We start from the raw sequence: 19,826 nt of genomic DNA, 5'->3' as shown, positions 1-19,826 counted from the left end.
ATGATGATCAGGTCGTTTTAATGCTGCCGAAAACGTAAGTCTGTATTGAAGATTTCAAATGCTGGAAATGAAAAAGGGTATTTTTATTTCCAGCAATCTCTAATACAGCGCTTTATTCATCATGACAGACGATTAAGCACCAAGCGTTGCACCACCATCGATGACAATATCTTGTAAAGTAATATGGCTTGCGAGATCAGAGGCCATAAACAATACCGCATCAGCAATTTCTGTTGGTGTCGCTATCTTCCCAAGTGGGATGCCAAGCTTGAACAGCTCAGGAAACCCCTGAATGACTTGCTGTTTAGACGCTTCTGTTTGCCACATGCCCCGCTGCATTGGCGTATCTGTCGATCCTGGTGAAACAAGATTACAACGAACGCCATAAGGTGCTAATTCCAACCCAACACTCAGGCAGAGACTACGCAGTGCAGCTTTAGAAGCACAATAGGCCGACATGCCAACACGAGGAACATGAGCCGCATTTGACGCAATAGTGACAATTGCCCCCGCCTTTTGGCGTTGAAATTGGGGAATAGTCGCCTGAAATAGATTGAATGCCCCTCCCACATTGACAGACAAGCACTGTTGCCAATCTTCAAACGTTATCTCTTCAATCGCGCCAAGGCGTAATATTCCTGCACCATTGACCAGCACATCTAGTTGTGGTTGTTGTGCAAGGCGTTGTTCACAACAGCGTGAAACGGCAATAGGATCACTGATATCAAGCAAATACGGCGTAAAAGGCAAATCCCCCTCGGGGAACGTGATGTCAAACCCAATTACCTTCGCGCCTGCTTGCTGAAAACGGTAAGCCGTCTGATAACCAATACCGCTACCGGCACCAGTTACCCAGACAATTTTATCGCTAAAATCAAGCGCAATACTCATTTCAGGCTCCCTGACGTTCAGTGAATAATGTCATCCAACCATTTATTGTTGGATTTTTCATTAACGAAATGAAATCCACTTCATATCCTTGCTGGCGCCAATGGGAAATGAGAGACATAATGCGTACAGAATCCAGCCCATAATCAAGCAAGTTCTCATCATCACCAATATCGTCGCTATCCTCATCTAATAAAGGCAGTAATAGCGCTTTGAGACGGGTTTTATTCCATTGCACTTGTTTTACATCTAAGGCAATAAGAACCTGCTCGGTCGTCTCTACACGCCCACAGCGCCCAGCGGTATATTTAAGCGCCATCATATGTTCTTCATAACTGAAATCGGCTAACGCATCCGCAACCATAAAGGGCTGTATATCACGCATGAACGCGTCAGTCGCGGTCATTAGACAGCCAATATGGGCATAAACGCCACAGATAATAAGTTGGTCACGCCCAGCTATTTTGAGCTGTTGCTCGAAATCAGTGCGCTGGAATGCGCTATATCGCCATTTATCCATGACAATATCACCCGCCTGAGGTGCGAGGGCATCTGTAATTTTTTGCAGTTCAGGGTGGCAGTTCAGCCCCGGTCCCCACATATCATTTAACAGCGCCCTCTCCTCATCACTCTGCTGATTAGGTTGAGCAGAATAAAATATCGGTATTCCATTTTCCCGACAGATTTCTATCAGCCTGGTAATATTCGTCACAACTTGATTAATTAATGGGCTATTTTCTTCCCAGAAGTTAAGAAAGTAATTTTGCATATCATGAATTAACAACGCAGCCCGATTTTTATCCAACGACCAATTGACTTTGTTTGTCGGAAGTCCTTCTGCCACAGGTAAGTCATAACTATTAAGTTTAGGAATGCTCATTTCTTTCTCCAACGAGTGATGGCTGTACAAATTGTTTAGCCAGTTGACGTAATTGTTGCTTGTCTATTTTTCCGATAGGTGTTATCGGCAGTGAAGGAACAGGCTCAAACCGGTCAGGCAATTTATAATCTGCTATTCCCTGCTCACGCAGATAACGCCGTAAGACTACGGCTTTTATCGGTTTTCGTAATACGACAAAAGCACAGCTTTTTTCACCCATTAGCGAATCAGGAATAGCGACAAGCGCGGCATAAATGACATCAGGGTGCCGAAGCAGCAGATTCTCAACTTCCTCAGCCGCAATTTTTTCCCCACCGCGATTGATTTGATCTTTTTCACGCCCCACGACTTGTAAATAACCATCAGGTGTCATGATGACGAGATCACCAGAACAGTAGAATCCATTACTATCAAAACATTGCTGATTATGCTGTGGACTGCGGTAATACCCACGGAAGGTATAAGGCCCCTGAGTCATCAATCGGCCAGCGATGCCCGGAGGAACAGGATTGCCATCATTGTCGGCAATCCAAACTTCATCATCCTGACTGGTCGGACGACCTTGCGTCGTAAAAAGATGCTGTTCGTCATCATCCAGCCGGGTATAGTTCACTAATCCTTCAGCCATACCGAAAACTTGTTGTAACTGGCATCCCATCTCTTTTGGAATACGTCTTGCCAGGCTCTCGCTTAACCTTGCCCCACCGACCTGTAACAATCGCAAGCTGTTGAGTGCATCACGGTTACCACTTAGTGCTATCGCTTCAAGCCATACACTGACTGCCGGCGGTATCAATGCAGTAACATTCACCTGATGTTGTTGGATAAGTGGAAAACAGCAATCAGCACTGGGGTTATTCGCTAAAATAACCTGCCCTCCGCTGTAAAACGCCCCTAATGCCCCCGGTGAGCTCATAGGAAAGTTATGTGCAGCAGGAAGTGCGCATAAATAGCGAGTTTCAGCATTAAGCTGACAAATTTCCGCACTGGCGCGAATGCTGTAGTAGTAATCATTATGCGTTCGGGGAATAAGTTTAGGTGTCCCCGTACTCCCCCCCGACAATTGGAAAAATGCAACTTCATCAGCCGGTGTTGGATTAGCGATAAAATCGCCCGCGCCTTCTGCCAATAGCGCCTCAAAATCCAGAATACTGTCATTATCACCACGTAAAACAACATGACACAAAGACGGCGTACAGGCGCTGAGCTCATCAATAAAATTGTCGTTACTAAACAGGGAATGGTTGCGATCGGCAATTAACAATGCGGGGTTAATCTGATCAACATAAGCACAAAGTTCACTGCGCTGATGGCTAAATATAGCGTTAACCGGAACTACCCCAAGCCGTAATAAGGCAAAGAAAACAATATAAAACTCGGCCTCATTCCCCAATTGAACTAAGGCGGTTTGCCCTCGTTTAACACCTTGTCGTTGTAACGCTGCGGCCAAACTATCCACCAGCAGATTAAGTTCAGCATAGCTGAACTGACGATCGCCACAGATAAGCGCAATTTTCCCGTTGTCTGACTGACGGGTAAAAATGTCGCTAAGCGGGAGATCTATCCAATACCCAAGTTGACGATAGCGCTGTTCCAGCGCTTTTGGCCAACGATTAAATTCAACTATCATGCCGGACATGCCTCCTGTGAAAACTCGAATGCACGCATCATCGTTGAAAACTTAACCTCTGTTTCCTGCCACTCTGACTCTGGTTTCGAATCAGGCACAATGCCTGCTCCCGCAAACAGTCTTACCCGCGAACCATTTACTTCACCACAACGGATAGTCACCACCCATTCACCGTTCCCTTTCTCGTCACACCACCCCACAATGCCGCCAAAGAGGTTTCGTTTAAACGGCTCTAATTCCTCAATGAGATTTTTCGCGGTCTGATACGGTGTGCCACAAAGGGCCGGCGTAGGATGAAGCAGGCAAGCAACAGAAAGTGCATTTTCCTGTGGTGACTTCAGCTCTCCCTCAATATCGGTGGCAAGGTGCCAAAGTACAGGCGTGCTGATGGTGGAAGGCATTTCAGAGATATGTAGTTTTTGACAACGGCTTTCGAGTACGTTTCTCATCATATCGGTCACTAACCGATGCTCATAATTATCTTTGACGGACTGAATAAGCGCCTGGCGTAATTTGTCATCGTCTGGCTGGTTTTCACTGCGCTTTGCAGACCCTGCCAGCGGCTGAGAAAAAATAGTATTACCCTGTTTACGCACTAATAATTCTGGGCTCGCACCAATCAATGCCCCACTTTCCAACGGAACATGGAAGTTATAACACCAACTATTTTGCTGATTAAGATGTTGTAATAGTTGAATTGAATCTAATGGCTGATGGGTTTCGATATCAAGTAACCGCGAAAGGACAATTTTATCTAATGTATGATTGCGCATTGCATCAATCGCGGTGTTCACCATCCGGCTAAAGTGTGCTTTATCGGGCCACTGGGTGCGTCTTTTTTCTGTATAGGTTGAATTGGAAATAAGCGTGGGAAACTGCTTTCTCTGGAACCAATTACATTGTTCAGGGACAAAAAGTGCCGCATTTTGCTGTTTATTGAATGGAATTGCCCCCACCAGAACAGGATTTTCAATCCCATCGCTCTTCGCTTGCTGGAATAATTGACGTATTTCTTGCTGAATCAGGCTATCAGGGTTTGCTGCATCATCAAGTGGCTTTGACACAATCGCATATTGCCCCTGTGCCAACAGACTTTTACTGGATGAAAGAAACAGAAAATCCTTATTATTAAGATCATTAAAACCAGTCAGCAAAGTATCTCTATATAGATATGGCACAAGTATTACCCCTATCAGTTAATCGTGTAATCACGAAAATGGAATTCTTGTCTCGACATAACTTTGCATCACTTACTATAAATAAAACGATGACTTAAATTGCCAATAATAAGATTTCGATATGATTTAATTTTATAAAAATGTATATCTTTAAAACATTTCTCCCTTATTCCATTTGGAGATCTCATTTCGCACCATCCTGTTATTCTGCCTGATCTTAAAAGTTGTTGATTGAATCTATCAGGCATAGATCAACGATATTCATATTATTTTCATAATAAGTATCAATATTATTATAAAAAAATACATTTAAACATCATATCTATCCCTTTGTAAAACGCCGTCCCTGCGGAATAATTAAGGGGGTATGGCTGACGGGATCATCAATAATGACACAATCGAGTCCAAAAACCTCAGAGACTAATGTAGTCGTAATGATCTCACCAGGTGCCCCTTCCACCACAATCCGTCCCCCCGCCATCACAATCAGATGATCTGCATACCGGCAAGCCTGATTCAAATCATGAAGCACAGCGATGAGCGTATATCCGGATCCTTGATTAAGGCGACAAAACAACTCAAGCAACTCAATTTGATGAGCAATATCAAGATAGGTTGTCGGTTCATCAAGCAGTAACAATGGCGTTTGTTGAGCCAGCACCATAGCAACCCAAACCCGTTGGCGCTGCCCACCTGAAAGTTCGTCAACAACGCATTCAGCAAGCGATGTTACACCGGTCGCATTCATTGCCTGGCGCACCGCTTCATAATCCTCATGGCTCCATTGACGTAATAACCGCTGATGAGGAAAACGCCCGCGCGCGACTAAATCAACAACTTTGATCCCCTGAGGAGCCTGCACACTTTGCGGTAATAACCCCAGCTGACGAGCCAAAGCGCGGGTTGGTATAGTGTGAATATCATGACCATCAAGGCAAACCCTGCCATATTCCGGGCGCAGCAGACGACATAAACTTCTCAGCAGCGTGGATTTACCACAGCCATTAGGACCGATAATCACGGTAAAACGACCATCAGGGATACGCAGATTCAGTTCATCACAGACGATATGTTCACCGTAACCCAGGCGCAATTCTTCCACACTCAAGCGACAAGGTGATAAAACACGTTGGTTATCATGTTTTAGCGTTAGCGTTGTCATCAATTCTCTCACAAAAACGTTATTAATCCAGTCTGCATCAATATTCATATCAATGCAGACTGCAAGAGGATTATTCAGTGTTGAATAGAAACTCTGATGTTCAAAAAGTACCTATGCACTCGGATAATTTTGGCAAGATCGCCCTAAGTGGTATATTGCTATCCTGCGTTTTTGCAAACAGCCCCAAAATTCCATTGATAGTCTCTGATATTTGAGTGATTTGAGCCGCACTATAACGATCAGAACGATAATTAAACAAAACTCGTACCGTTTCTTCACCTGCAATCATTTCTTCCATAATTTCAAAGTGAAGCCCCAGAAGCGATTCCTGCTTTTCCAAAACGATCTGTTGAAATGCAATATGGCTTCCATCCAACATATGGAACTCACCACTTAAACTATTTTTTGCATGTAACTGAATATATACCTCGAATAAATGATCTTTTCCTTGATCTGCATGGCCTGATAAGGCTTCTTCAATCAGATCAATGGGGATATCAGTATAAGGCAACGAGTCATTGATGTTGTTCTTAACCTGAGTGATCAAATCAGTCAATGTCATTTGTTCAGTAAAGCGCACCCGGTGTATCACAACCGTGGTGAAATAACCGACAGTGTCAAAGAAGCTCGCATCATCACGCCCTGAAGCTGATGTTCCCACCATAAGATCATCGGTTGCCCCCAGTAAATTGAGCGATGCAACAATACTGGCGTAAAGAATATTAAAGAATGAAGCGCCATTTTTTCTGGCGAGTGACTGCAAGCCTTGAGCCACCACTTTTTCAATCTCAAACTCAATACTTTCACAGGAATTCGCCTGCCCAGATAACTCGCTGGCCGCATTTTTAAAAATGGGTTCTCCGCTTGGCGCACCCCGTAAATTATTAACCCAATAATCAAGATGAGACTGATTCATCCCCTCATTATTTTGCCTGATTGCATATTGAAGGAACGGTAAAGGTTGTTCTTGCCATGCTGGCGTCTCATTTACCAACCTGTATTTATAGGCATGTTTTAGCTCTTCCATCAGCAAAGTAACAGACCACTCATCAAGTGCCACATGATGAAACAACATGGATAAAAACTGCTGCCCTGAAACGTTATCGGTGACAAACTTAATGCGCAAAGGCAGTTCTTCAGATAGATCAAACTGATATTTCCCCTCTTTTTTTAATATTTCTTCTGAGGAAAGCGAGCCATATTCATGAGAACCCCAAAACCACTGATAGTCCGATAAATCCTTCATTGGGACGACACGTTGATAGACTTCGCCCCCTTCCTGATAAAATAGGCTACGCAATACAGAATGTCTTTGCAGTACATCAAAAAAGGCTTGCTTAAGTACCTGTTCATTAATAATTGCAGAAAATTTTAAAATAAAAGGTAAGTTGAAGATATCGTTGAAATCAAACGCCGCATACGCTTTCCATAGAGATTTTTGCGCAAGAGATAAAGGTGCGACAACCGAAATATCTTCTGCCGATTGTTCTTCGCTCAATTCATCGTTGTTTTCATCAATAGGATCATGGCATTGCGCATATTCGGCAAGTTTCAATGCCGTCGGATAACTAAAGAGATGATTAATATGGATCTCTATATTATGTAAGCTCAGTAATCTGCCTATCACGCGAGTGGCAATGAGTGAATGCCCGCCAAGATCGAAAAAGTCATCACTGGCTGTCATTTCTGGTGAGGAGAGCGCTTGTCTGAATTCATTCAGGATAATATTGGCTATTTTACGATGGCTATCGCTTCCGTCAGTTGCCCCATGTTCTTTTTGCTGTTTGGCGATAATAAGTGCTGTATCACTGATATCTTCATGTTTTTTCTTCGTTGGAGGCGAAAAAACAGACGTAAGTTTTGGCGCAATAGTGACATTTTGTTCATAAATAAATGAGCAAAAACCCTCTAACAGAAATGCGCCAATATGTGCGGATACTGACGGGCCCGTTATTAATTCAAAAAACCATTGCCCCTCATTGACATTTCCGGCAGCCAGAGAAATATCAAAATACGCGTTCAACGGTGGAATAGGTAATAACTCAACCATTGCATCATTCAGTTTGAATGATGACTGGGATTGATTAAGCCAAGTCACAAGAATATGTGGGCTGTCATGCCCGAACTCTACCTCATTATTGCCAGTTTGTAGATTGCCGCTTTCTATCTGCCTTTCAATATCGGCAATTATTTTATCCAGGCTTCTATCATCCCGGCACACACGCAACAACATTAATTCTGAGTAGAAAAATCGGCTGTTGAGTTCATCATGTGTATATTCTGGGTCGCACGACACACTGACATTCACGTCCAAATGAGGGCCTATCATTGCAATATAGTAACCAAATAATGCCGTTACTGTTGCCAATGCTGAATACGCTGTGTTTTCCGCAGGCAAAAATGGAGCAAGTTCATCAACATTGATTGTAGTACGATATCTGCCCACAAGACGATTATGAAGAGAATCATCAAGGTAACTGATTTTACCCGTTTCTTTAATTAGCGCACCCCTGGCGATATCAGATTTATAGAGCCAAGGAATGCCAATCTTTCCAGATTCACATGATAACCATTTAGTTGGGATTGCCTTTCTAAATAAATCTTCCTTACCAAATCCGATAGTACTTAGGCCATTATTATAGACATCAGAAAGCATGGTAAACATCTGTGGCCATGACACGCTATCTCTCAGAATATGATGCACAATCACACCCAAAATAACCCCACGCTTGCCATTCATAAACAACATGAATTTGATGGGTGGATGTTCATCAAGCCCAATAGGTTTGCACTGCTCCTTAAGTAACCTATTTATCGCTTCTTCATCAGACTGAATCTGATAAATTTCGAGAGGATAATCCGCTGTTGGATTGCAATATTTACGCAAATCGCCTTCATCATCAAAACGATACCTAACATTAATCCCAACTATCTCTTTAGTAAGAAGCTCGACTGCCCTGATGAGCCGGCCTATGTTGATATTTCCTGTCAGTAACCAGGCACAAGCAAACTGACCAGAAGCATCAGGGTCCTGTTGATGATGAAGCCACATCATCTCTTCAAATTCAGTTAAATCCTTTTCAGTTTCTTGGGCTTCCGAAGATGAATGACCATCAGCATGGGCATTGAATACTTCATCCAAAAGCAATGCTTCATCATCTGTCAGTATCCGCTTAAACTCTCTTGCCATATTCCCGCTTCTCCAGTCAACGCAGGGCTACATCTACACATTAATCTTTTGCCATTTTTCGGACAGAGGATGCGATCCCACTCATATAACAGCCCTCCATTTTTTGTCAGGCAGAATAAGTTTTACACCCGCTGTCCGGTTACTTATTGCGTTAATGTTCTAGGCCATTGATTAATCGCCTTAGAACTTCAGTTCAAACGTCGCACCAATCATCCTCGGACGCTGATAAATTATCGAATTAACGTTATTATCCGGAACTAATAAACGTTTATCAGAGTCAAACAGATTCTGAGCAAATATTGTGGCGCGTCCCCACGTGAAGTTATAACCCAGTTGAAGGTTAGCTATCCAATATGCTGGGATTTTTCCACGGGCAGAATTGTCATACTGAGAGTAATAAGTATCTGAGAACATAACATTGCCGCTAACATCAATATCCTCTGTCAGTAAATATTTAGCCAAGAGGTTTGCGGTATATCCCGGTGCCCGAGGTAATTCATTACCCTGAACTCCACTCTCCGCGAAGCTTTTAATCTTCGTTTTCAGCAAGCCAATATTACCGTTTAGCTCAAATTTTTCGACCGGCTGCCAGCGGGCACCGATTTCTGCACCATACGTTTCAACCTTATTAGCATTACGGATCATGGTTGAATCGAGTGACAGATAGTAAGGCAACTGCATATCCTTATAATCGTTATAGAAAAGATTAGAGGTGAGTTCCAGTTTACCATCCAGCAGGCTGTTACGTGTATAAAGGCTGTAGTTCCAGACATATTCAGGGTCATAGGTATAACTAATGACAGGCTTGCCAAAGGTCACTCCCGCCCCTCCTGCGTTATAGCCTCTACCAACAGCTACCCCGACGGTTTGATCTTTCTGCGGTTTCCAGGCTACATCAATTTTAGGCAGAAAAGCGTTATAGGTTTTATCAAAATCGATTGCTACACTTTCGCTTCCCCCTTTACGTGTTCTGTGTTCACGTTCAAAGCGGCTTGATAAAGTCACATCAATTTCAGGAACAACCGTGTAGGTCAAGACAGTATAGGCAGAGGCGGTTTCCGTTTTGTCATCAAACTTGCTGCCCCCGAAAAGATTGATAGACTCATCCTGTTTACCATGGAAATAACGCACCCCCACCAAACCATTCAACCGACTATCAAACCCTTGAAAACGGATAATAGGTTCAACTTCTAACTCTTTACCATCAGTATCAGCTTTTGGAATTTTAGACGAGGTTAATCTGCGATAAGCAAGATCGGTATAAATCAATTTATTTTCCAGACTCATCGTATCTGACAAAGCCCATGAAATATCCCAGATCCCACTGGTCGTTTTTCGTTCTACAACGGGTCTGAACAGCTCATGCCTTAAATTAAGCGTATCCCTTGGATTGTATGCTTCGTTCTGAGGAGCCCGACTATCAAGATGGTTAACCGTTAATTTGGTGGATAACTCAGGAATAGACAGTGGTTCAAACAACAGCTTCGCACGGACTGTTGTTGATTCAATTTTGTGCGGATCGCCAACCGGATCATAAGAAACCAAGTTAGCAAAGCTATCGCGATTTTGACGATCGACACTAAGACGGAAAGCCAGTTGATCGTCAATCAAAGGACCGGAAGCCATCGCAGCGACTTGCTGATAGCCTTGATTAGCGAATCCACTTTTGATTGCACTCTCCCAATAAAAGGTAGGATCGAGTGATTTAATGATCACCGCGCCTGCAATTGCATTCCTTCCCTGAATATAACTTTGTGGATCACGAAATACTTCGACACTCTCTATATCCCACAAAGATTGCGTACCGAAAGCCAATTCATTATAGGTAAACGAACGCCCATCAATAGAGACGTTAATTCTGGGACGCGTCCCACTAATGAAAGCCATTCCCCCCTGTGAAGGGCCCGAACCATCAACACCCCGAACGGCGGGAAGAGCATTACTAATACCATTATCAACAACGTTCGGCGTCATTTGCAGCAACATGTTAACATCAGGATTAGGAATAGATTTCATTTTGCGAAGATTATAAACCTCGACACTTGAACCACTATCATAAATAGAGCGGTTAACTTTCTCTCCAGTTACCACTAATACATCTTCTTCTGATGATAATGCCTTGGTATTTCCTTTTTGGGCGCTTTGTGTGTTGTTTTCCTCTGCCGCAATAGCATCAGTTCCTGTCAGCACAATAGCACCAAAAAATAAAGCCCCAAAAATACCTACAAAATTTGATTTCTCAGTATGTTCTTTTTCTGATACATCATGTTGCAGAGTTGAGTGCAACCTATTCATTCATTTTTCTCCTTTAGCCAGCTTACACGAAATCGTTTTAATAGATTAGTGAGTTAAATCGTGACATTGCTGACCGGTGGATCCCAGTCTGGAAAAAACATGGTGTGATTCAGCCCATGCTAATTTCATGCAGAGTAGTTTATTTATGTTACTATTACTCTTCGGTGCTTCTTTATTATAATATTTCTTAAATAGTAATAATTATCATAACAAGGTGTATTATTGTATGTAAATAAAAATCATTATCATTAACTGTGATCAATGCAACAGAAAAATAAAATTCCTATATAAAACAATTTATTATTTTAAGGAAATAAAAAAAATAAAAGATAACTCGGTAAAATATGTGGTTTTAGAGCGATATTTAGCCAGAAAGAGATCCACTGAAAGTATACACCTATATTTTTTGGCATTAATTTGAGATCTAAAAAAGCAGACTTGGAAAATAAAGAAATAATTCACAGACTAAAGTAAGAATATAAATAACGAAAATATTCCATCAATTAAGACAGATAAAGACCAAAAAAATATATCCCCTTCATCTTTCAAGTTGCTGCTTTGTTGGCGGCGTTCACTTGCCGCCGCGCTGCAACTTGAAATCTATTGAGTATATTATTATATTCATTACCTGAATGGCTGCCCCTGATATCTCCCCTCACATTAGGAGAAGATTTACGGCAATTCTTACTAAATTTGCCGGGAACGAGTCAACAACCAAATCAGATAAATTCCGCCAACGAGTCCTGTCATAAGCCCAATAGGAACTGCTGATCGTAAAGGTAACAGCTGCGTAAGCAGATCCGCTGACAGTAAAAGACAAGCCCCCATTAGCGCCGCACTGACAACTGGCATATTTCTCGAACGGGTCAGGCGAACCACAAGTTGAGGGGCGGCCAAAGCAACAAAAGCAATCGGCCCTGAAGCACCAGTGGCAAGAGCCGCTAAAACCACAGCGCAAAATATCATAATAAGACGAACGCGTTCCACCCTGATACCGAGCTGACTGGCAATATCATCCCCCATCTCGATAATGGTCAGTTTCCTGGCCATAAAAAGAACCAAAGGTACCAGCAATACAACTCCTATTAAAACAGGAAAAACATGTACCCATGTACGGGCATTAAGTGATCCAACAAGCCATAAATTTGCCATCACAGCATTATCCAGATTACCTTTTACCAGTAATAAGCCGTTCAGGGCACTTAACACTGAGCCCACACCAATACCCATCAGGATAAGACGATATCCCCCTATTGCGCCGGATTTTAAAGATAACAAATACACTACCGCTGCAGTTAATACTCCTCCGGCAACAGCAGCAATCGCTACTTGCACTGCACTATTATCAAATAAAACTATCTGTATAATCGCCCCCGTCGCGGCACCGGTTGTAAGACCAATCACATCTGGAGAACCTAACGCATTTCGGGAAATAGACTGAAAAACCGCACCAGATACCCCCAGTGCCACACCAACAAAAATTGCGGTTAATACACGGGGCAAACGAATATCCATGATGATTTTTTCGCGGACAGAACCAGAACCCTGCCCAAAAAAAATAGTGATAATTTGTTCAATTGTGATATTGAATTTGCCGGTAGTCATGGAAAAAAGCGCTAATGCCATAATCAACAGCAATATGGCACAAATCACCATAAGATTTCTGGGAACAAAAACAAGAGACACTTTTCCTTGTCGCCAGACCTTACCGGAAATATTAACCTCGGTCTCACCATCATTCCGTCTGCTCATAATTGGACAATTTTCCATTTTCTGACCAAGAAAACAAAGAACGGCCCTCCGATTAGCGCCACCATAATGCCAACACTAATTTCCCCAGGATATCCTACGACTCGCCCTAGGCTATCAGCCGCTACCACCATAACGCCAGATATCAGCATAGAATAAGGAAGTACCCAACGATAATCAGGCCCTGCAATTAAACGGGCAAAATGAGGGGCGGTCAGGCCGATGAAACTAATGGGCCCCGCCGCTGCCGTGGCACCGCCAGATAACATAATGATAACCAGTGCAGATAGAATCCAAACTTTGGTTTGGTTAACACCCAGTGATTTTCCCAGATCATGACCAAGTGCTACCGTATCAAGAGACTTTGTCAGCATTAAAGCAATTATCACTCCGGAGGCCACCAGTATAGAGATAGGGAAAAGCACCTCATAACCTCGTCCTTGGAGTGAACCCACCACCCAGTGCCGAAATTGATTAAATACCTCATCTTCACTGTTTATGGTGATAATCTGGGTAACAGCAAGTAATACAACGGACAGTGCAGCGCCCGCCAATACCATTCTTACCGGGTTCAACCCATGCTGGATCCCCCCAAACAGATACACGCCACCACCTGCAATTGTTGCCCCTGCCAGACCAAACCACATATAGCCAACAACATCGGAAATGCCCAAAAAAGCAATTGCCGAGACAATGGAAACCGCTGCGCCAGCATTGACGCCCAGGATACCCGGATCAGCCAGTGGATTGCGAGTAAGCGCCTGCATAATGGCACCCGCAACACCCAATGAACAACCAACGATAATCGCCAGCAGAGTCCGGGGCACTCTCAGATAACGAACCAATAAATGTTCACTATTGGCAGGATTAAAAGCAGTGAATGCCTCCCAGGTAACTTTAATCGTGACAGGACGAGACCCAACAAAAAGGCTAAAAACTGAAAATGCCACAAGTAATAACCCGCAAATCAGCAACCCTTTTCGCTGAAATTTAAATTGCCGGTTATCGGATTGCACAACAGAATTAGCAACTGAAAAAATCAATTTTTTCATATCCAACTCAAACAATTGCTAAGTTATTTCGCTTTCTGCTTAATGCCAAACCGTTTAACAATGCTATCGGCAATTTCTTTTGCACTGTAATAATCAATTCGAAACGAATTCATCCCAAGACCATAAACCTGTCTTGTTTTGACTGAGGCCAAATTAGCGAGGACAGGATCCTTTAAGAATTCAGTCGCTCTGTGCTCTCCTGCACTTAAAAGAAATGTCGTGGGCGCGGTTAACTGGGTAATATTTTCATATTGTGCCCAAACAAAGTCCCCGGTTTTATTTGCATTATTATGCCAGGCAGGATCTGCCGACTCGATAGTAAACCCAAGCTGTGAAAGCAGCAAAGCATGTGGGCTTATACTCGTTGATATGGGGTTAATGGTGCCCGGCCCCGCATAGCTGATAATATTAACCTTACCTTCGGGAATCGCAATTTTTGTCCGGCACTCAGCAAGAAAATGATTAAAACCCGTAATTCTGGCCGCAACTTTATCTTCAAGCCCTGTCGCTTCGCCTAATTCAGTCGCCAAATCCTGCCATGTCTGTTTACCATAATCTAAGATAATCGTAGGCGCGATTTGTTTAAGTTGCTCTACCTGAGCATATGCGGAATCAGCGCCGCTCACAGAAACCACGATTAGATCGGGCGCGACAACATAAGCCATTTCCAGATCAATATTGCCGGCTGACCAGAGCTTTTCAATTTTCCGCTCTTGAGCAACGTTGTCCCATTGAGCGAAAAATTTCCCATTCGTGGCCGTTGCACTCGCAACCACAGGCGCGTCAATTGATAACAGTATTCCGGTTATCGAAACAGTGGTCGATAAAATACGCTGGGGTTTTGTCGGAATAGAGGTGATAGTGCCATCAGCATTTTTAAAATCTCTTGGCCAAGAAAGGTTTTCCGTCTGAGCTGCATTTTTCGCGTTTACAGCATAAACAGTCCCCCCAAATAGCGTGACCAGAGTAATTACCAAGCCATATACAAGGGTTAATATCGATTTCATTCTGGCATTCTCAGACAGTGATTGTGGATCTGCGATGCAGAAACCTCGCATACCCATTCAGATAATCCAAAGTGGACGTAATGTATCATTTTGTCTAATATCCGACAATGAGATTAATAATGATTATCATATACAATAACGCTGATCACGAAATACGTCACATTCTTGTTGTATCGCACAACAAATGTTTCATTTTCTCAGATATAAAACCAATTCAGATTTCAACCAGAAACAATCAACGAAAAATGGTGATCAAACAGGAGAATGAATGTCATGGGAATAAATAGGCGATTATGCGTTGGCTTGTTCAGACGGGAATATCGTAGCTTAACATTGTGTGAACACCTATCACAAACATAGAAGAAAGTTTTATCTGTTTTCTTATTTTTTATTCTATTTTCTATGATGAATTCATAAGGTTTACAATGATAAACATCGATCAAACTTCTAGCTGGATGCCATTGACGCAGGCACAACAATATTACTGGCACGAGTTCAGCCTGCATTCCGAAAAAGTTGTTTCGACTGTCGCTCACTATCTTGATATTCAGGGTAATGTCGATCAAGAAGCACTTTGCAAAGCAATAACGATGGGGATTAGTGAAACAGATGTGCTCTCTGTCCGTTTTAAACTCCTTGAAGAAGAACTGCATCCTTTACAACAACCGAATCAAGCCGCCACACCACAGTTAAAATTCATCGAGTTACAGACGCAACCCGATCCCTTCCACACCGCATTACAACTTATGCGAGCCGATGTGGAATCTCCGCTGAATTTATTAACTCAACTGCTATCCGCTCAGTGGCTATTTAAATTAAGCGAGTCTCATTATCTCTGGTACAACCGGGCTCATCATATTCTACTTGATGGATTTGGTATGGCGCTCATTGAACATCGTTGTGCGCATTTCTATTCGTACTGTCTTGGTAAAGCCAGTGCCGATGCTTCTTTTCACTCACTCAGCAGCTACCTTATTGAAGAACAAGAGTACTGTAACAGCGAGCAATATGAAAAGGATCGCTTATACTGGCAAAATTATCTTTCATCCGCGCACTTTCCAACCGTGGATATCGCCCGTGCCGACTATAGTACTAAACACCATTACACCAGTTGTGCGCTCTCCAGGAATATTGTTACAGGCTTAACACGTTTATCGGCTGATACAGCTATCGCCTGGCCTGATCTGTTAGTGGCGCTTTCAAGCATCTACCTGCTTCACTATTTCGCTGCACAGACACAAAATGGTGAATACTCAATGCCATTATGGCTACCCTATATGAATCGCCGAACCCGTTTCAGAACCAATACACCAGCATTAATGACGAATATTCTTCCCTTATTGATAAACACCAATCCGGATGAGACATTAGAGACCTTTTTGAGAAAGACAATCAACGCGCTTCATACTCAACGAACTCATGCCAGATATCGTATAGAACAGATCTGTTTAGATCATAAACTACCTCAAGATACCCGTTATTTATTTTCTCCACTCATCAATGTGTTACCTTTTGATTCTCCCAATTTTGTCGATTGCCAGGTTAAACGCCATATACTCACCAGCGGGCTCTATGATTGCTTTAGCTTTAACATTATCTATCGCGGGAAAGTAGATGCCGGAGAATTAATTATTGATATTGATGCTGATTCAACAATATTTGGCAAAGAAGAGGTTAAAAACCATCAGAAAAACCTGACTGATTTTCTACAAAAAGTGCTCACAGGCAATTCGCTTTTCCTGCCTATAAAAGCGCTTTATTCATAGAATAAAAAAATAACTTAATATATAAAGAACCGGAGTCTGACTCCGGTTCAGAGCACATGAGTCAGGTATTTCATTGATATAGTTAAAAATAGTCATCGTTAAAATTACTTTTTTATAAAAGAGGCTGATCAGATCGCTTTAATGATGATAAATTCCATAAAAATATTATCTAATGATCACAAAAATCATTAGATAATTAGTAACTACTCTACTGATAGACAAGCTGAGATTCTTATTTTTAACCCCTAAAACTTGGCAAACCATAATGTTAATCTAATAAAAAATAGCCCATAGGTTTATAATATTTTGGTGGAACATAAAGATCGTAGCCATTTTTTTTACAAAACAATCTTAACTCTATAACTGATCCAACAGAAAATTTCTCATAGATATCTTCGAAATGTTTTTCCACAGTACGGCATGAAATACCCATTTCGACTGCTATATCTTTATTACTGAGACCACAGCAAAACAGAAAAATAACCACCCACTCTTTCGATCTTAATATATTATTTGGCGGTTTAAGCTTAACAGGAGTAAACATATTGTATTTAATATAATGAGCCATTGCAAAATATTCTATTTCTCTTGCATGGGAAACGACACCAATACATTGATTATTTTCATCCATTAATGGGAATTTATTATAAAAATAAGATCTAAATCGCTTTCCTTCTCCAAAAGGGTAAATCCCTATAGATGAGATTCGCTGCATCTGTGTTAAAACCTTACGGTCGTGTTCTTCAAACAAATCCGCAAGATGATGAAACGGTGTCAATAATTCTTTTTCAGAATACCCAATAACGTCAAAATCTTTAGGGAGTTTGTTAACTTTAATAAATGCCCTGTTCACATAAATTAAACGGCATTCTCTATCTTTTACAAACCACAGTTCAGAGCTTCTATCCCACATATTTGTTAGCTGATGCGTAATTAAAGGAAAATTTTTGCATCTCGATTGATTCATATATAATCAGTCCTTAAAACATGATGTTTAATTAAATTATTTAATATATAAATGCATGTCCTTGCTGGTAATAATGATCCCAATTTATCATAAATAAAAAATAATTGAAAATACGGTATAATAGCAGGCAAAAATAAACATAATCGATAAGGATTACGCATTATATTACTTCTGCATCGGTCAATTAGGCACTCAAGATAAGATGACTTCATGTTAATACGATAGACAGAGTAACCAAAGAATACAGGACGCTAATATAATAAAAATTTTTCGGGAACATAGCGATCAAAATTATTGACTCGGCAGTATTCTTCTAATTGAAGATGGGAGTTAATGTTTATTTTATGATATATCCTGATCATATGGTTTTCAATTGCACTAGAGTTAAGATTCAATATTGTTCCAATCTGCTTGCTTGTGTATTTCTGTAAAAAAAAGAAAATAATATCCCACTCACGTTCAGTAAAAAAATCTGTCGGAGGTTGGAACAAAATGGATGGGGGGAGTTTATCATAATATTGGTACAGATAGGATAATGAATAGCCTTTGGCTTTCCATACATGAATAAGGAGCCCAATGCATTCATTTTTATCATCATAAATTGGAGATTTTTCCTGGAAATAAGATGACAGAATTTTTTCTTTCCCAAAAACATGAGTTTCAAGTGAGCATATCCTTTTATTTTTTTCCATCACTTTTTTATCATGTTCAATAAATTCTTTTGCAAACCCAGCGCCATCCCAGGGGAGTTCATCATCATAAAGCCCCTCAAAATCAAATGAATCTGAGAAATTCTTGAGAGACTTTAATGCTAAGTTACCGTAAATAAAACATGAAGAACTATCTTTTATTCCCCACGGTTCATTGCTTAATTCCATTGTGTTGATAATCTGAGACGATATCACATAGTTCTTCTTCATAAAAATCCACTATAAAGGGTTAAATAAACATTCTGCTTTCTGGGTGCACAAATCTTTCTGGTACATAGAGATCAAAATCATTAAGGCGACAATATTCCTCCAATTGATAACAGGAGTTAACGCCGATCTTTTTATATATCCGAAATATATGGGCTTCAACCGTGCGATAGGAAATATTCAATATCTTCCCGATTTGTTTACTGGTGTATTTATGCAAAGAGAGAAAAATAACATCCCATTCCCGTTGTGTAAATAAATCAGTTGGCGGCTGAAACATAATGGATGCAGGAAGTTTTCCATGATACAAACGAGTCAATGAAAAATCCTGGGCTTTCCATGCATGAAAAAGGAGCCCAATGCATTCATTTTTATCATCATATATTGGAAATTTTTCCAAAAAGTAAGATGACATAATTTTATCTTTCCCAAAAACATGAGTTTCAAGTGAACATATTCTTTTATTTTTTTCCATCACTTTTTTATCATGTGCAACAAATTCTTTTGCAAACTCAGCGCCATCCCAGGGGAGTTCATCATCATAAAGCCCCTCAAAATCAAATGAGTCTGAGAAATTCTTGAGAGACTTTAAGGCCAGATTACCATAAATGAAGCATGAATTTTTGTCTTTGATTCCCCAAGGATCATTATTTATACCCATAGTATTGACTATTTGCGATGAAATAGTTATCTGATTAGTGTCTTTCATAGTAAAATCCTATTGTACAGTTATGTTAGTGATAAATTTATAATCTGCTACTACCGATAGTAACAAACTTTTCAGGAACATAACGATCTAAGTTATTTTCTTTGCAGAAATCTTCCAGCAAGTTGAGCAGTTGATAGAAAGCCGGATTAGCATAGATAAACCTTGATTGCAGATCTTTAGTTCCCCAAGGTTCATGACTTTTTTCCCACATATGAATTAATTGCGGATCGATATTATTCGGCTGATTGGCTTTCTTATTTGACACAGAAATTTCTCACTTATTAAATAATATATTCCTTGAAGGAAAGGTTAGGTCACAATAATTTATTCGTCAAAAAATACGATGATTTTACTCTATTTATAAAATAAAAGATGATATTACTTCACAATGAAATTTCTTATTATGGTGACATATAGTTATATTTTTACATTTAAA

At 41.1% G+C, this 19,826-nt stretch carries 14 protein-coding genes and 1 pseudogene; 1 reads left to right on the top strand and 14 read right to left on the bottom strand.

Features of this window, described 5'->3' with window-relative positions:
- Window positions 1-132: 132 nt before the first annotated feature.
- The 10 genes from dhbA to fepB form a co-directional block, all read right to left on the bottom strand.
- Entirely contained in the window at window positions 133-891 is a 759-nt protein-coding gene (gene dhbA / locus ACUN2T_RS07960) for a 2,3-dihydro-2,3-dihydroxybenzoate dehydrogenase (protein ID WP_445497009.1), read from the bottom strand.
- Window position 892: 1 nt separating this feature from the next.
- A complete protein-coding gene (locus ACUN2T_RS07955) occupies window positions 893-1,768 on the bottom strand; it encodes an isochorismatase family protein (protein WP_445497008.1) in 876 nt (291 codons plus the stop codon).
- The gene (locus ACUN2T_RS07950) at window positions 1,755-3,398 is read right to left on the bottom strand and encodes a (2,3-dihydroxybenzoyl)adenylate synthase (protein WP_445497007.1); all 1,644 of its coding nucleotides are present in this window, start codon (window positions 3,396-3,398) and stop codon (window positions 1,755-1,757) included. Before ACUN2T_RS07950 ends, ACUN2T_RS07955 begins: the two co-directional genes overlap by 14 nt.
- Window positions 3,395-4,576, bottom strand: a complete 1,182-nt coding sequence (locus ACUN2T_RS07945; RefSeq protein ID WP_445497006.1) for an isochorismate synthase — start codon at window positions 4,574-4,576, stop codon at window positions 3,395-3,397. Before ACUN2T_RS07945 ends, ACUN2T_RS07950 begins: the two co-directional genes overlap by 4 nt.
- A 322-nt stretch (window positions 4,577-4,898) precedes the next feature.
- The gene (locus tag ACUN2T_RS07940) at window positions 4,899-5,738 is read right to left on the bottom strand and encodes an ABC transporter ATP-binding protein (protein WP_445497832.1); all 840 of its coding nucleotides are present in this window, start codon (window positions 5,736-5,738) and stop codon (window positions 4,899-4,901) included.
- Between the two features lie 100 nt (window positions 5,739-5,838).
- Entirely contained in the window at window positions 5,839-8,928 is a 3,090-nt protein-coding gene (locus tag ACUN2T_RS07935; protein WP_445497005.1) for a condensation domain-containing protein, read from the bottom strand.
- Window positions 8,929-9,108: 180 nt separating this feature from the next.
- The gene (locus ACUN2T_RS07930) at window positions 9,109-11,223 is read right to left on the bottom strand and encodes a TonB-dependent receptor (protein ID WP_445497004.1); all 2,115 of its coding nucleotides are present in this window, start codon (window positions 11,221-11,223) and stop codon (window positions 9,109-9,111) included.
- Window positions 11,224-11,910: 687 nt separating this feature from the next.
- On the bottom strand, window positions 11,911-12,975 hold the full coding sequence (locus ACUN2T_RS07925) for a FecCD family ABC transporter permease (RefSeq protein WP_445497003.1): 1,065 nt from the start codon (window positions 12,973-12,975) through the stop codon (window positions 11,911-11,913).
- Window positions 12,972-14,024, bottom strand: coding sequence for a FecCD family ABC transporter permease (locus ACUN2T_RS07920; protein WP_445497002.1), 1,053 nt, complete (start codon window positions 14,022-14,024; stop codon window positions 12,972-12,974). Before ACUN2T_RS07920 ends, ACUN2T_RS07925 begins: the two co-directional genes overlap by 4 nt.
- Window positions 14,025-14,047: 23 nt before the next feature.
- The gene (gene fepB / locus ACUN2T_RS07915) at window positions 14,048-15,088 is read right to left on the bottom strand and encodes a Fe2+-enterobactin ABC transporter substrate-binding protein (protein ID WP_445497001.1); all 1,041 of its coding nucleotides are present in this window, start codon (window positions 15,086-15,088) and stop codon (window positions 14,048-14,050) included.
- Between the two features lie 368 nt (window positions 15,089-15,456).
- Here fepB and ACUN2T_RS07910 point away from each other — a divergent pair, with 368 nt between their 5' ends.
- Window positions 15,457-16,797, top strand: a complete 1,341-nt coding sequence (locus tag ACUN2T_RS07910; RefSeq protein ID WP_445497000.1) for a condensation domain-containing protein — start codon at window positions 15,457-15,459, stop codon at window positions 16,795-16,797.
- A gap of 268 nt (window positions 16,798-17,065) precedes the next feature.
- Here the strand turns inward: ACUN2T_RS07910 and ACUN2T_RS07905 are convergent, their stop codons facing one another.
- The 4 genes and pseudogenes from ACUN2T_RS07905 to ACUN2T_RS07890 form a co-directional block, all read right to left on the bottom strand.
- Window positions 17,066-17,764: a helix-turn-helix transcriptional regulator gene (locus tag ACUN2T_RS07905; protein WP_445496999.1), complete on the bottom strand. Its 699-nt coding sequence runs from the start codon at window positions 17,762-17,764 to the stop codon at window positions 17,066-17,068.
- Window positions 17,765-18,015: 251 nt separating this feature from the next.
- Window positions 18,016-18,684, bottom strand: coding sequence for a LuxR C-terminal-related transcriptional regulator (locus tag ACUN2T_RS07900; RefSeq protein ID WP_445496998.1), 669 nt, complete (start codon window positions 18,682-18,684; stop codon window positions 18,016-18,018).
- A gap of 19 nt (window positions 18,685-18,703) precedes the next feature.
- The gene (locus tag ACUN2T_RS07895; RefSeq protein WP_445496997.1) at window positions 18,704-19,390 is read right to left on the bottom strand and encodes a helix-turn-helix transcriptional regulator; all 687 of its coding nucleotides are present in this window, start codon (window positions 19,388-19,390) and stop codon (window positions 18,704-18,706) included.
- A 106-nt stretch (window positions 19,391-19,496) separates the two neighbouring features.
- Window positions 19,497-19,655 (bottom strand): annotated as a pseudogene (locus tag ACUN2T_RS07890) (PAS domain-containing protein); the annotation flags it as partial.
- Between the last annotated feature and the right edge of the window lie 171 nt (window positions 19,656-19,826).

It is taken from the genome of Photorhabdus machadonis (assembly GCF_052657765.1).
This window is presented reverse-complemented; position numbering and strand designations above follow the sequence as displayed.

What these genes read in the sequence shown, in the direction of transcription:
- fepB (WP_445497001.1), bottom strand. Translation starts at nt 15,088, where the DNA reads ATGGGTATGCGAGGTTTCTGCATCGCAGATCCACAATCACTGTCTGAG.
- ACUN2T_RS07940 (WP_445497832.1), bottom strand. Translation starts at nt 5,738, where the DNA reads ATGACAACGCTAACGCTAAAACATGATAACCAACGTGTTTTATCACCT.
- ACUN2T_RS07905 (WP_445496999.1), bottom strand. Translation starts at nt 17,764, where the DNA reads ATGAATCAATCGAGATGCAAAAATTTTCCTTTAATTACGCATCAGCTA.
- ACUN2T_RS07955 (WP_445497008.1), bottom strand. Translation starts at nt 1,768, where the DNA reads ATGAGCATTCCTAAACTTAATAGTTATGACTTACCTGTGGCAGAAGGA.
- ACUN2T_RS07930 (WP_445497004.1), bottom strand. Translation starts at nt 11,223, where the DNA reads ATGAATAGGTTGCACTCAACTCTGCAACATGATGTATCAGAAAAAGAA.
- ACUN2T_RS07900 (WP_445496998.1), bottom strand. Translation starts at nt 18,684, where the DNA reads ATGAAGAAGAACTATGTGATATCGTCTCAGATTATCAACACAATGGAA.
- ACUN2T_RS07925 (WP_445497003.1), bottom strand. Translation starts at nt 12,975, where the DNA reads ATGAGCAGACGGAATGATGGTGAGACCGAGGTTAATATTTCCGGTAAG.
- ACUN2T_RS07895 (WP_445496997.1), bottom strand. Translation starts at nt 19,390, where the DNA reads ATGAAAGACACTAATCAGATAACTATTTCATCGCAAATAGTCAATACT.
- ACUN2T_RS07920 (WP_445497002.1), bottom strand. Translation starts at nt 14,024, where the DNA reads ATGAAAAAATTGATTTTTTCAGTTGCTAATTCTGTTGTGCAATCCGAT.
- dhbA (WP_445497009.1), bottom strand. Translation starts at nt 891, where the DNA reads ATGAGTATTGCGCTTGATTTTAGCGATAAAATTGTCTGGGTAACTGGT.
- ACUN2T_RS07935 (WP_445497005.1), bottom strand. Translation starts at nt 8,928, where the DNA reads ATGGCAAGAGAGTTTAAGCGGATACTGACAGATGATGAAGCATTGCTT.
- ACUN2T_RS07950 (WP_445497007.1), bottom strand. Translation starts at nt 3,398, where the DNA reads ATGATAGTTGAATTTAATCGTTGGCCAAAAGCGCTGGAACAGCGCTAT.
- ACUN2T_RS07910 (WP_445497000.1), top strand. Translation starts at nt 15,457, where the DNA reads ATGATAAACATCGATCAAACTTCTAGCTGGATGCCATTGACGCAGGCA.